Source organism: Anaerosalibacter sp. Marseille-P3206 (genome assembly GCF_900155565.1).
GTDB lineage: Bacteria > Bacillota > Clostridia > Tissierellales > Sporanaerobacteraceae > FUHM01.
Map to the genome: position 1 here is coordinate 1709513 of NZ_FUHM01000002.1, position 13731 is coordinate 1723243.

Consider the following 13731-nt stretch of genomic DNA (forward strand, 5'->3'; position numbering starts at 1 on the left):
ATGCAAAGCATTTTATCTTCCAATTGTGAATTGTAAATTATAAATTTTAAATTAAAAGAATAAATTCAACCAAATACAAATTAAGCTTTAGCTTAATTTGTATTTGCACCATAATTCACAGTTCAAAATTTACAATTTAACATTTTTTCGACCAAAAGGAGAAAATAAGATCGGAGTGAGAAAAATAGCTAATATTATTAGAGATAAAAGTTATGATTTTGCTCTTCGAATTGTAAAAATGAACAAGTATTTAATTAATGAAAAAAGGGAATATGTGCTATCTAATCAAGTGTTAAGAAGTGGTACAAGTATAGGAGCGAACATAGAAGAAGCATGTTCTGCACAAAGTAGAAAAGATTTCATACATAAGCTGTCAATAGCACAAAAAGAAGCATTTGAAACAAGATATTGGCTTAGATTATTAAAAGACAGTGGGGAACTAAAAGAAGACTACGCAAATAGTATTATAAAGGACTGTGATGAATTAATAAGTATATTAACAAAGATATTAATAACAACTAAGTCCAATTCAGAATAATTTACAATTCACAATTTAAAATTTAAAATTTTTACGACCGGAGGGAGTAAATATATGTTTGGATTCAATACAGCAGTTTCAGGACTTCTAGCAAGTCAAAGAGCATTATACATTACAAATCATAATATACAAAATATGACAACAGAAGGCTATTCAAGACAAGTTGCAAAACAAAGAGCCACAAATCCTATGAACCTACCAGGAATAGGATTCTTAGGAACAGGAACAGAAATATATGATGTAGTCAGGATAAGAGATTCCTATGTGGACTTTAAATATTGGAACGAAAATGCTCCAAAAGGAGAATGGGAAGTAAAAAAGGAAAAACTAATGGAAATAGAAAAATTATTTGGAGAACCTTCTAATAGTAGTTTTAGACAATATTTAGATGATTTCTTTACATCTATAAATGAACTATCAAAAAATCCATCTGATTTTTCCTATAGACAGCCAGTAAAAGAAGCTTCTCTAGCACTTACAAAACATATAAATGAAACAGCAAAGAGACTAGAAAATCTAAGGAAAGATACAATGTTTTCAATAGATACAAAAGTAAAACAAGCAAATGATATTGCATATCAAATATCTAGTTTAAACAAACAAATATATTCTCTAGAAATTGACGGTAAAAGTGCCAATGATTTGAGAGACAAAAGAGAACTACTAGTAGACAATCTATCAAAGATAGCCAATGTAAAAGTAGATGAATCACCAGAAGGAAAATACAGAGTAAGCATAAGTGGAGTATCCATAGTAGACCACGACTATGTAAGTGAAATTGAATATAAAAGAGAAGACCCAACGAATGCAGATAGCAAAAGAATACTTCAATGGGCAAATGGTGGAAAATTAAATCTAAAAGGTGGAGAACTCAAGGGACTTATAGAATTGGTAGATGAAAATGGAGAAAAAGGCAGCTATAGAGGTATACCTTTTTATCAGGAGAAGTTAGATGAGTTTGCGAGAGAATTTGCAAAGAGGATAAATGAAGTGCATAGAGAGGGATATGGGTATAAGAAGGAAGAAAAGAATAAGTTGTTTTTTGCAGTAGATGAAGCTACAGGGACAATTCCAGAAAAGACTGGCATGACTGATGAAGAATATAAGAAAGAATTAAATAAGTATTACGAACAGTTCAATGCTACTAATTTAACTATTTCAAAAGATATACTAGAAGATGTAGGCAATATTGCAGTAGCTAAGGATAATGGAAACAATGTAGAAGACAATACAAACATGCTAGAAATATTAGCCTTAAGAGAAGATAAAAACTTCTTCTCAGAAGGAATGTCCAAAGGAACTCCTGATGACTTCATCAAATCCCTGTTATCTAATTTAGCAGTAGACAGTATGCAAGCTCAAAGAATGGACAGCACCCAACAGTTGATCATAAACAATATCGTAAAAAGAAGACAATCAGAATCAGGAGTATCAGAAAATGAGGAAATGGGTAATATAGTTAAATTTCAACACGTATACACTGCCTCAGCAAGAATGATAACAACCCTTGATACCATACTTGATGTCACTATAAATAGGTTAGGACTAGTAGGAAGATAAGAGGCTTACGCCAATTGTGAATTGTGAATTGTGAATTTTAAATTAAAAACAAACAAATACAAATTAAGCTAAAGCTTAATTTGTATTTGCACCATAATTCACAATTTAAAATTTAAAATTCAAAATTTTTTCGAACGGAGTGAGAAAATATGCGTATTACCAATGGTATGATGATTACAAATATGTTATTTAATTTAAATCAGAATATGTTAAGATTTGATAAACTAAATCAACAGATGCACACACAGAAGAAATTCTCTGTTCCATCTGATGATCCAATAGGTGTAAGTAAAAGTTTGAAATATCACACTGATCTTTCTAAAATAGAACAATACAAAAGAAATGCAGAAGATGCCAACTCATGGATGAAAGAAACAGAATCAGCCTTAGTAGAAATAGGAGAAGTACTACATAGAGCAAATGTACTAGCAGTTCAAATGGCAAATGATACTTATTCAAAGGATGATCTTCTAAAGGTAAAAGAAGAGGTATCTCAACTAAGAGAAAGCCTTATAGAAATATCAAATTCCACCTATGCAGGAAGACACTTATTTAGTGGATATAAGACCGATAAGAAACTGTTGGATGGAGATGGGAAGTATAATGTAGATTTGAGTAAGGATGAAATAGTTGAATATAATATAGGAGTTTCTGAAACTATAAAGGTAAATACGGTGGGGATGAAGGTATTTGGTGTTGGAGAAGTGGATGATGCATTAGATACAAATTCAACTGAACCTTTTGAAAAAGATGCAGTTGATCAAAATAATAAAAGCTATATTATAGCTGTATTTGAAAAATTCGAAAAAGCTTTGGCTGGAGAAGTAAATAAAGAAGAAGTAGACAAATCCTTAACTAGAATCCAAACCTGTATGGATCAAGTATTAACAGTAAGATCAGAAATAGGTGCAAAGATGAAAAGACTAGAACTAACTATGAAAAAATTGAGTTCCCAAGATCTAAGTACCCAAGAACTAATCACTAACAACGAAGGTATAAACCCAGCAGAAGTAATAACAAAGTTAAAAACCGAAGAAAACATCTACAGAGCCAGCCTATCCATGGGAGCAAGAATCATACAACCAAGCCTAGCGGACTTCTTAAGGTAGGACCTTAAGAAGTCAATTTTAAATTGTGAATTGTGAATTTTAAATTAAAAGCTCAAATACAAATTTAGCTAAAGCTAAATTTGTATTTGTACCATAATTCACAATTCAAAATTTACAATTTAACATTTTTTCGACCGTAGGGAGAAAATAAGATCGGAGTGAGAAAACATGATCGGTTTAACACCATTAAGTATACAAACCACATATCCAAAAGTACAAATAGACAGACAACTTCCAAGAGTAACAATAGACCAATATCAATGCTTTGCAGAAGCAGGGCTTAAAAATGCCAAAGATTTTACAGCAGATTCAGTATCATACGCTTATTCAAAAGCAGCAGAAGGAATAGATACCATAGTATCAGAAGGAAATGCAATGGGAGCAATAGAAACAGGCAATTTCAATATCATCACAGACACGGCATTTGATAGTGGACTAGGGCAGAAAGAGTTCAATGTAGATATAATCCCTAAAAGCAGACCCAAAATAGAAGTAGAAGGCCACCTAAACATAGAATATGAAATGGGAAAAGTAAACTTCTACAAAGAAAGCATGCTAGAACAAAAATACAAAACCACAATGGGTGGATTAGTAGATGTGAAACTGTAACCCCACAATTCACAATTTAAAATTCACAATTGGCGTGAAGCACCTACATAAATTTAAAATGTTCACAAACTCATTAACAAATAAAAGGAGTGAAATAATATGAAATTACACACCTCAAGCTTTGGCGAAATTGAAATAAACGAAGAAGGCATCCTTACCTTCCCAGAAGGAATCCCTGGATTTGAAGACTTAAAAAAATACATAATTATCAACAATCCAGACGAAGAAAACCCATTTCATTGGCTTCAATCTGTGGATAACGGTGATTTAGCCTTTGTAATAATTAATCCTTTTTTCATAAAACCTGACTATGACATAGTCATTCCTCAATCAGCACTTGAAAAACTAAAAATCAAAGATGAAAGCGATGTTGTATTGTACTCCATAGTAGTAGTACCAGAAAAGATAGAGGACATGACAGTCAATCTAACAGGTCCAATTGTCATAAATATAAAAGAAAAATTAGCCAAACAAGTTATATTAGAAGACAAAAGATACACAACCAAGCACTATATATTTAAAACAGAAGAAAGTAGGGGTGAATAATATGCTCATACTTTCCAGAAAAAAAGACGAAAGCATCATCATAGGAAATGACATAGAAATCACCATAATAGAAATAGAAGACGGAAAAGTAAAACTAGGCATAGATGCCCCAAGAAACATAGACATACACAGAAAAGAAATATACCTACAAATCCAAGAAGAAAACCAAAAAGCTTCTCAAAGTAAAATAGATATGGAAAATTTAAAAAAATTATTAAAAAACCCTAAAGTTTAATGCTATACATCCGATATTAATATTAAGAAACAAAAAAATCCTTTTGGCCAAAGGAAAATATAAATTTTGTGATTGTAATTTATATAATTCACAATTCACAATTCACAATTCACAATTCACAATTTCGCCCATAGGGCGACTGGCAAGGATGCCGAAACAATAAAATTTCAGGGAGGAATATATAATGAGAATTAACAACAATCTTATGGCTATGAACACTCATAGACAATTAGGAATCAACAATGCAGCAACATCAAAATCATTAGAAAAATTATCATCAGGATTTAGAATTAACCGTGCTGGAGATGATGCAGCAGGACTAGCTATTAGTGAAAAGATGAGAGCACAAGTAAGAGGATTAAACATGGCTTCAAAGAATGCACAAGATGACATTTCACTTATTCAAACTGCAGAAGGTGCATTAACAGAAACTCATGCAATTCTTCAAAGAATGAGAGAATTAGCAGTACAATCAGCTAACGATACAAATGTTGGAGTAGACAGAGATAAAATACAAGCAGAAGTTGACCAACTTTCAAGAGAAATTACAAGAATTGCTGAAACAACAGAATTCAATACACAAAAGCTTTTAAATGGTGATAAAGCTACAAATACTGCTGCATTAACTTTCCATGTTGGTGCAAATCAAGGACAAAATGTTGAATTGACAATAAACAATATGGACGCAAAAGCATTGAAAGTTACTGAAGGAACATATACAGATGTAACTGCAGGTGCTGGTGTTAAAGCAAAAAATATTACTACTGGAACTTTAACAATGGATGTAAAAGTTTCAGCAGGTTCTACCACTGGTGTAGTTGTTAGCGTTGCTACAACTGGAGCTGTAAAAATAACTTTATCTTTGAAAACAGGAGCACAAACAGCACAAGATGCTCTTAATGCTTTAAAAGGTACCGATGCTGAGAAATATGCTTCTTTCGCACTTCAAGCTAAAGCTTCTACTGCAATGACAGCAACAACAGGAGCAACATTAACAGCTGCAACTTTCTCTGATGCAGATTCTAAAACTGGCGCTGGTATTAAAGTTAATACACAAGTAGCTGCAGATACTGCAATAACAGTAATCAACAATGCTATTAACTCTGTTTCAGAAGAAAGATCTAAACTTGGTGCTATGCAAAATAGATTAGAACATACAATTAAGAACTTAGACACATCAGCAGAAAACCTACAAGCATCAGAATCAAGAATCAGAGACGTAGATATGGCAAAAGAAATGATGGAATTCACAAAACAAAATATACTACAACAAGCAGCAACAGCTATGTTGGCTCAAGCAAATTCACTTCCTCAGGGAATACTTCAATTATTAAGATAGTTGAAGTAACTAGAAATTGTTAATGGCGAATTGTAAAATTTAAAATTAACAATTCCAACGGAAGTTGGTTTCGGGTCCATTAGAGAGTAATCTCTAATCGCAAATTGGGTGAATTGCTGGAACTTCCTAAAGATCTACTTCCTACAACGTAGTTGGAAACGACAAGCGTGAAAGGTTAAAAAGTAGTAGAGATGAAACAATGGATAATCAGCAGCCGAGCTCCTGTATCGAAAGGTTGGAGAAGGTTCAACGACTAGGATGTACCACCTAAAGCTTAATGCTATGGTGATGAGATCCATAGGGGCAGAGGTGCCCTCGAAGTACCCAACAACCATTATTATGGTTGAAGATATAGTCTGGCAGATAGTGAAAGCTATTTGATGGTCCGCAAGCAAACCAAGCACCTCAAACAGTGCTTCAATTATTAAGATAAGCAGAGAACCAATTTTAATGTTTTCCTAAAATTGTGTGAATCGCTTACTCAACGACCTTAGGGAGTCGAGTTACCTTTAAGTCTTGAGAAGATAATTAAATACAAAAATTGTACAAGCCGAGGAATTTTCCTCGGCTTAAATTTTACCTTCATTTCTATATTTATGTATATTATTATATACTTTATTCATGTAATTTTGATTTTTCTTCAATCTAAGTCTAGCGGCTTTTGTTCTTAAAGCTGATTCAGAAATGCCAAGTTTTGTAGCTAATTTACTATTATCTGAATGTGGATATTCACTTTTTATAATTTGAATCATTTTATCTGTATAATAGGTTGGCATATTATTTCACCTCGCAAAACATATGTTCATATTATATTATACCACATGACAATAAAACTTTCCTCGGTTTTTAAACTTTTTTGCTAAACATCCGATAATATATATGTGAAATCATATTATGAAAGGTTGATAAAATGAATGAATTGATATTAAAAAACAACTTGGAGATTTTAAAAGTATTAGGTTATGATGATTCATATATAGTAAAACCTTTAGAAATAGAAGACACAAAGGATGGTTTACATACTTATAGATATTTTGTAGAGGATAACAAAAAGATATATATTCATAGCAAATATAATATACAAAGAGAAGTGGATATTACTTTAGAAGAGATTGATTTTAATAAGGATGCAATCTATTTGGTTTATGGATTAGGGTTAGGCTATCACATAAAGGAACTAAAAAAGAAAATTAGCAGTAGGAGTTTTATTTTTGTAATAGAAAAGAATTGGGATATTATCTCAACATATTTAAATAATGAAGATTTTTCAGAAATAGCTAGTGGGAATATATTTTTCTTTTTTGGAGATGAAGATGAAATATTAACACGTTTTAATAATAGTATATTTGCTTTTAATACTATGCCCCTTTTAGGAAATTTAACTTATGTTATTTTACCTTCCTATGATAAGATTTATGGAAAATGGATTCATAATATGAATGAAAAGTTTAGAGCTACTATTGAGCATGCATTTTTTATGTTAGGAAATGATATGGATGATACTATTATTGGAATAGAAAATAATTTTGCAAATATGAAAGAACTTATAGAAAGTCCAAGTATAGAATGTGTAAAGGATAAATATAGAGATATCCCTGCTATTATAGTATCTGCAGGACCTTCATTAGATAAAAATATTTCTGAGTTAAAAAGTGCAGAGGGAAAAGCTCTTATTATTGCTACAGATGCAGTGCTAACTACATTAAAAAATAATGGCATTGTTCCAGATGCAGTTGTTAGTATTGAGAGAATATTATTGACGTATGAGAAGTTTTATAAAGATAAAGATATAGATAGCAATATAGTATTTTTGGGGCCTCCAGTAGTTAGAAAAGAAATATTTGATAAAATGAAAGATAATAAAAAGTTGATATTTTTAAAGCAAGGTGAAAAAATAAATGAATGGATAAATAATGATATATTAAATGAAAATAGATTATTACCAATGGGAACTTCTTGTGCCCATATAGCATTTTCATTTTCACAATATGTTGGTGCAAATCCTATTGTATTTATAGGACAAGATTTAGCTTATACACCTGATGGGATTACCCATTCTAAGGATGTTGAAGTTAGAGCTGAAATTAATGCTAAAGAAAAACCAGGAATTTGTTATGTAAAAGGAATAAATGGCGAAGACTTGCCTACAAGTGAGGCATTTAAGAACTTTTTAACATGGTATGAACTTCAGATTGCAAAAGATAGTAGCAGCCGAGAATATATAGATGCAACTGAAGGTGGGGCAATGATTAATGGAACTAAGTTAATGCCCCTTAGCAAAGTTATTGATGAATATTGTATTGAAACAAGTCCTAGACTAAATGATATATTGCCTGAAGAGAAATTTAATAAGCAGAAATATGATAGAGCTATTGAAGAAATAGAAAAATTATTTAAAGCATTTGATGAGATTAGAAAAGAAGCAGGACTTCAAATTCTTAGACTAGATAAATTACAAAAGAAAACAATAAAAGAAAAGAAGAAATTAAATGACAATGATACTGAGAAGATAATGGATGTGTTAAATAAAGCTTCTAAATTAGAAAATTTTATATTAGGCAATGATATAACTAGAACGTTTTTTCAAGCTCCATTAATGATGGCAGCTAGTGAAGTAAGAATGTTGGGCAATCAATTATCTGTAGAAACCTTAAAAGCAAATGTAAAAATACAGAAAAGAATGGTTGCGTCTATTATTGGTGGCTGCTATGCGGTACAAAAATCTCTAATTGAAATAAAGAACAATATGAAAACAAATCAGTAGTAATAATCATATTAAAAAAACCTCTATTCTTGTCGATAATACTTATAGATCATAAACTTGGAGGTATTAAAATGAAAATATATGTACTTGACAAAGTATTAGAATATCCAAATAGCGAAGACGAAATTAAGAATATATTTAATGAAATAGACGAAATCATTTCAAAATCTAAATATGCTTTTAGTCATTTAGAAGTAGATGGTTATGAAGTATATGAAGATTTTCAAAACTATTTTTTAGACAATATAAGAAACATAGAAGAAGTAAAGGTAATTGCAAAGACTTTCAAGGAATTTGTAATTGAAATACTAAACACCACTGCTGAGTATTTTGAAAATGCAATACCTGAGATAGAAATACTTTCAGATGAATTTTACAAGACTCCAACGGGAGAATCTTGGAACAAGTTATCAGATTTAATTCAAGGTGTTAAGTGGATTATGGATAGTTTTGTAATAATAGATCAAAGTGATGAAATCAAAGATATAGTTAAAAGCTATGAAACTTGGAATCTCTATGCAAAGGATATCTATTCCTTAAGAGAACTTTTAGAAGAATTCGAAGAGATTCTTGAAAATGAAGATTTAGTTTCCACAGCTGATATACTTTCCTATGAAATAGCACCATTATTTAATGAAATGCTTAATAAGTTAAATATTCTAGTGGATAGAAAGGTAGGCACAAGTGCTCTTAGTTGATAATATAAATATATTAAAAACTAGATATACAAAAACTTGGGACAGGATTAAAAACTATGAAGATAAGTTGGATGAAAACTATATAAAAGTAGAAGAAACCAAAAAAGGTTTTAAAACATTATCAGTAGACAAAGATGGCAAAATCATATATATGCATAGTAAATACAATCCCATAAGAGAAGCAGAGACCATAGTAGATGAATATGATGGTGTAGAAGATGGTGCAAATGTGATTTTCTATGGTATCGGATTGGGATATCATATTGATTCATTTTTAGAAAAATATCCAAATGTTAACTACTATATATATGAACCAATACCTGAAATTTTACATGCATATTTATCTAATAAATCACTAAAAGATCTACCTTCAAAAAATTTAATGGATATAATGGTAGGTTTAGATGAACAAGAAATAGCTACTTTTTTAAGTAGGTTTATAGATAAAAATAGAAGTGACGTGCAGATAGTAGAACTACCTATACACAAACAAATATTTCCTGATGAATATGAAAAGTTCCTAAAATTATTTAAAGATATGATAAATGATAAAAGAAGTGGGATTCACACTGATTATGCCTTTCAAAAAAGATGGATAATAAACAGCATGAGAAACTTTGGAGATGTTATATCTACTCCAAATATTATAATGGAAAAGAAAGACCAATTTAAAGGTAAGCCCGCAATACTTGTAGCAGCTGGTCCATCATTAAATGAAGAAATAGAGAACTTAAAATATATAAAAGAAAATGGACTTGCGTATATATTCAGTGTAGGTTCAGCTATCAACAGCCTTATACATCATGAGATTTATCCAGATGCTGCAACTACATATGATCCTACAGTTAATAATCAAAAGGTATTTGCAAAGGTGAAGGAAAAAGAAATTAAGGATATTCCTATGATATTTGGTTCTAGTGTTGGATATGAAACTCTTATAGATTATCCTGGAGAGAAGTATCATATGATTACAAGTCAAGATACAGTTGCAAACTATTTTTTAAAAATAGAAGAAAGTGACAACATAGCAATAGTTTTAGATGCTCCCTCAATAGCTGTTGTTACATTGCAGTTGTTATATACCTTAGGATTTGGTCCAATAATTCTTGTAGGCCAAAACCTAGCATATAGAGGAAAAGAAAGACATTCTGAAGGAGTATATTACAGTAGTGAAGTTTCAGAACAAGAGATGGAGAATGGTATATGGGTCAAAGATGTATATGGAAATGAAGTTCTTACAAATGAAGGTTTCAATAATATGAGAAGTCAAATGGAATTATATATAAAGGGATTTCCTAATATTAATGTAATAAATACCACTAAAGGTGGAGCTCATATTGAAGGAACTAGCTTCATGGAATTTGAAGAGGTAATGAATAGTTATTTGAAAGAAAAAGTGGTTGAAGACAATTGGCTTGAAGGAAATAAAACTAATTATGATAGGGATTATGTAAAATCTCAAACAGAAAACATGGATCGAGCTTTAAAAAGAGCCAAAAAGTTAATAGGTGAGTATCATGATATATTGGACAAGATTGAAAGACTAATAAACAATAGAAATTTCAATGAAGTAGAAAAGAAATATACAGAATTAGACAAAGTATTTGGTAAATTAGAAAGAAACAAGTTCTTCATTACTTTCATACTACCTATGAATAGGGTACAGTACAAAATATTAGCAAATAGTATAGACAATCTAAACGCAGAAAAGAATTCTACTGTGAAGGGGAGAAGGATTGTTGATAGCTTTAGAGGATTTATAGAACTGTGTAATAGAGATATAAATATGATTGAGCCAATATATGAGGAAATGAAGGATGAAATAAAAAGTTTTATAGTATAGCGAGGGATGAAAATGCTGGATGACAAAACAATACTAATAACAGGTGGTACAGGTTCTTTTGGAAATAAATTTGTAGAAATGGTTTTTAAGAAATATAAACCTAAAAAGGTCATTATATATTCAAGAGATGAATATAAACAAGATGTTATGAAGAAAAAACTTAAAGAACACCAAAAGGATTTAAGATTTTTTATAGGTGATGTTAGAGATAAAGAGAGATTATATAGAGCTTTTGATGGTGTTGATTATGTTATACATGCTGCAGCTATGAAGCAAGTACCTGCTTGTGAATACAACCCATTTGAAGCTATAAAAACTAACATTCATGGAGCACAAAATGTAATAGATGCTGCTTTAGATAGAGGTGTTAAGAAGGTTATTGCATTATCTACAGATAAAGCTGTAAATCCTATAAATTTATATGGTGGTACAAAGTTAGTTTCAGATAAATTATTTATATCTGCAAATGCATATTCTGGTGGAAAAGGGACAAGATTTGCAGTAGTTAGATATGGAAATGTTGCTGGTAGTAGAGGATCTGTAATACCATTTTTCAAACAACTTATAGAAGATGGAGAAAAAGAACTTCCTATAACAGATTTTCGTATGACAAGGTTTTGGATAACATTAGAGCAAGGTGTAGAATTAGTATTTAAGGCGTTAGAAGAAGCAAAAGGTGGAGAAACTTATATATCCAAAATACCATCATTTAAAATAACAGATTTAGCAAAAGCAATGTCTCCAAGTGTAAAACTTAAAGAAGTAGGTATTAGAGAAGGAGAAAAATTACATGAAGTAATGGTTACTAAAGATGACTCAAGAACTACTTATGAATATGAAAAACATTATATAATATATCCACATTTTGATTGGTGGAGTTCAGAAAGGTATTTTACACCAGGTGGACAACCTATTGAAGAAGGATTTGAATATAATTCTGGAACAAATAGTGAATGGTTAAGTATTGAAGAATTGAGAAAAGCTTTGAAACAATTAGATATGATGCCTTATGTACAAGATTATTTTGAAGAAGTAGCAGTGACTAGAGAATAATATTTTATAATAACATAATATATTTTTAGATGGTGAACTAGGTTTTGATGAACCTAAGTTAATTAAGGCTTTTTAAGTGACTATTCTTAAATTTAATATGTTATAGGCACTGGATAGAATTAGTATTTAAGGTATTAAAAGAAGTAAATAAAGAGTTTGCAAAGTTATTTTACATCAGTTTAATAAGTAATAGGGTAAGGGTTTAAACATAATTATAGAATTAATAAGGCAAATAAGAAATATATAAATTTATATTATATAATGTTGGAGAAGTTAAGATGGATTTTTAAGCATTTATTACTGTGTAGAAGGGAAGTTAATTATATGATGATATGGGAAAGAACTACAAGTTTTAGTTATGACAATAATAAAAATGAAAAATGGATGTTTAAAGATGATGATTTTATAAAAGAATTTGATGTTCAAGTTTTTTTTAGTAAGCCAATGGATGTATTTTCTCTAAAAGGATCAAGTGCTAATTTTTTCAAAGAGAGTATTAAAAAAATAAAAAGTTCTAGGGAGGAGTTGTATTTTAAGGAACTTGAATCATTAGACAAATGTCCAATATGTAATAATGCGGTTGAGAATTGTGAATTCCAACTAAAGATATATAATGCTGATTATGTTAAGTGTACGAATTGCAATCATGTATTTATAAAGAGAAGGCCTTCTAAAGAAAAAATCCAAGAGTTTTATAAAAATGATTCTATATATCAATCAACATATGCTGATGTAGATACAATTATGAATAGGGTTAAAGAAGTTGCTATTCCAAAAGTAGAATTTATAACAAAACTTTATAAAGAAAGATTTGGGGAAAGATGCCCAAAAATATTGGACATAGGTGCAGGAAGCGGCCATTTTGTATATGCTTGTAGAAAATTGGGATTTGAAGCCGATGGCATTGAAATAAGTACTTATGGTAGAAAATTTGCTAAACAAAATTTTAATGTGAATTTGCTAGACGGTGATTTTGTTAAAGATTATAATCGATTAGAGGGTTATGATATAATTACTTTTTGGGGAGTAATAGAACATGTTACTAATCCGTTAGAAATGTTAGTAGCTGCAAGGAAAACTTTAGGGAATAATAAAGGGCTTATAGTTGCAGAAGTGCCACGTTGGGAGTCAATAAGCACGTGCATTCAGAGCCAAACACCTAATACAATAATAAGACATTTAGATCCATTAGGACATATAAATTGTTTTTCAGATATGTCTATTGCAACATCTTTTGTTAAAAGTGGATTAGATATAATTGGGGCATGGTATTTTGGTATGGATGCTTTTGAATTAGTAAATCAATTAAACTATTACATGGAAGATAATCAACTTATTTCACAGTTTCAAAAATTTGTACCAAAATTGCAAGAACAATGTGATTTATCTAGATTATCTGATGAAATGGTATTGATAGGAATGAATTAAAAAATGTTG

Annotated in this window: 13 protein-coding genes; 12 read left to right on the forward strand and 1 reads right to left on the reverse strand. The window is 30.5% G+C overall.

Annotated features, from left to right (window positions below; genetic code table 11):
* Positions 1 to 175 precede the first annotated feature (175 nt).
* The 7 genes from BQ9840_RS09505 to BQ9840_RS13025 all read left to right on the forward strand — a co-directional run bounded on the left by BQ9840_RS09505 (position 176) and on the right by BQ9840_RS13025 (position 5936).
* Entirely contained in the window at positions 176 to 538 is a 363-nt protein-coding gene (locus tag BQ9840_RS09505; protein WP_200804915.1) for a four helix bundle protein, read from the forward strand.
* Between the two features lie 54 nt (positions 539 to 592).
* Complete coding sequence (flgK, locus tag BQ9840_RS09510) at positions 593 to 2098, forward strand: flagellar hook-associated protein FlgK (RefSeq protein ID WP_077369560.1); 1506 nt, start codon at positions 593 to 595, stop codon at positions 2096 to 2098.
* Positions 2099 to 2247: 149 nt separating this feature from the next.
* Positions 2248 to 3207: a flagellar hook-associated protein FlgL gene (gene flgL, locus BQ9840_RS09515; RefSeq protein WP_077369561.1), complete on the forward strand. Its 960-nt coding sequence runs from the start codon at positions 2248 to 2250 to the stop codon at positions 3205 to 3207.
* Between the two features lie 168 nt (positions 3208 to 3375).
* Complete coding sequence (locus BQ9840_RS09520; protein WP_077369562.1) at positions 3376 to 3816, forward strand: DUF6470 family protein; 441 nt, start codon at positions 3376 to 3378, stop codon at positions 3814 to 3816.
* Between the two features lie 99 nt (positions 3817 to 3915).
* Positions 3916 to 4362, forward strand: coding sequence for a flagellar assembly protein FliW (gene fliW / locus BQ9840_RS09525; RefSeq protein ID WP_077369563.1), 447 nt, complete (start codon positions 3916 to 3918; stop codon positions 4360 to 4362).
* A gap of 1 nt (position 4363) precedes the next feature.
* On the forward strand, positions 4364 to 4597 hold the full coding sequence (gene csrA, locus BQ9840_RS09530) for a carbon storage regulator CsrA (protein ID WP_077369564.1): 234 nt from the start codon (positions 4364 to 4366) through the stop codon (positions 4595 to 4597).
* A gap of 184 nt (positions 4598 to 4781) precedes the next feature.
* Entirely contained in the window at positions 4782 to 5936 is a 1155-nt protein-coding gene (locus BQ9840_RS13025) for a flagellin N-terminal helical domain-containing protein (protein ID WP_077369565.1), read from the forward strand.
* Between the two features lie 569 nt (positions 5937 to 6505).
* Here the strand turns inward: BQ9840_RS13025 and BQ9840_RS09540 are convergent.
* Positions 6506 to 6712 (reverse strand): hypothetical protein, encoded by a 207-nt coding sequence (locus tag BQ9840_RS09540; protein WP_077369566.1) that lies wholly within the window; start codon positions 6710 to 6712, stop codon positions 6506 to 6508.
* Between the two features lie 134 nt (positions 6713 to 6846).
* Here BQ9840_RS09540 and BQ9840_RS09545 point away from each other — a divergent pair, with 134 nt between their 5' ends.
* From BQ9840_RS09545 to BQ9840_RS09565, 5 genes are all read left to right on the forward strand, one after another.
* On the forward strand, positions 6847 to 8700 hold the full coding sequence (locus BQ9840_RS09545) for a motility associated factor glycosyltransferase family protein (RefSeq protein WP_077369567.1): 1854 nt from the start codon (positions 6847 to 6849) through the stop codon (positions 8698 to 8700).
* A gap of 71 nt (positions 8701 to 8771) precedes the next feature.
* The gene (locus BQ9840_RS09550; protein ID WP_077369568.1) at positions 8772 to 9398 is read left to right on the forward strand and encodes a hypothetical protein; all 627 of its coding nucleotides are present in this window, start codon (positions 8772 to 8774) and stop codon (positions 9396 to 9398) included.
* Positions 9385 to 11241 carry a motility associated factor glycosyltransferase family protein gene (locus BQ9840_RS09555; protein ID WP_077369569.1) on the forward strand — a complete coding sequence of 619 codons (1857 nt, stop codon included), beginning with the start codon at positions 9385 to 9387 and terminating at the stop codon, positions 11239 to 11241. The genes BQ9840_RS09550 and BQ9840_RS09555 overlap by 14 nt, the downstream gene beginning before the upstream one ends.
* A gap of 12 nt (positions 11242 to 11253) precedes the next feature.
* The gene (gene pseB / locus BQ9840_RS09560) at positions 11254 to 12294 is read left to right on the forward strand and encodes a UDP-N-acetylglucosamine 4,6-dehydratase (inverting) (RefSeq protein ID WP_077369570.1); all 1041 of its coding nucleotides are present in this window, start codon (positions 11254 to 11256) and stop codon (positions 12292 to 12294) included.
* Between the two features lie 324 nt (positions 12295 to 12618).
* Positions 12619 to 13722, forward strand: coding sequence for a class I SAM-dependent methyltransferase (locus tag BQ9840_RS09565; RefSeq protein ID WP_159436137.1), 1104 nt, complete (start codon positions 12619 to 12621; stop codon positions 13720 to 13722).
* The last annotated feature ends 9 nt before the right edge of the window (positions 13723 to 13731 follow it).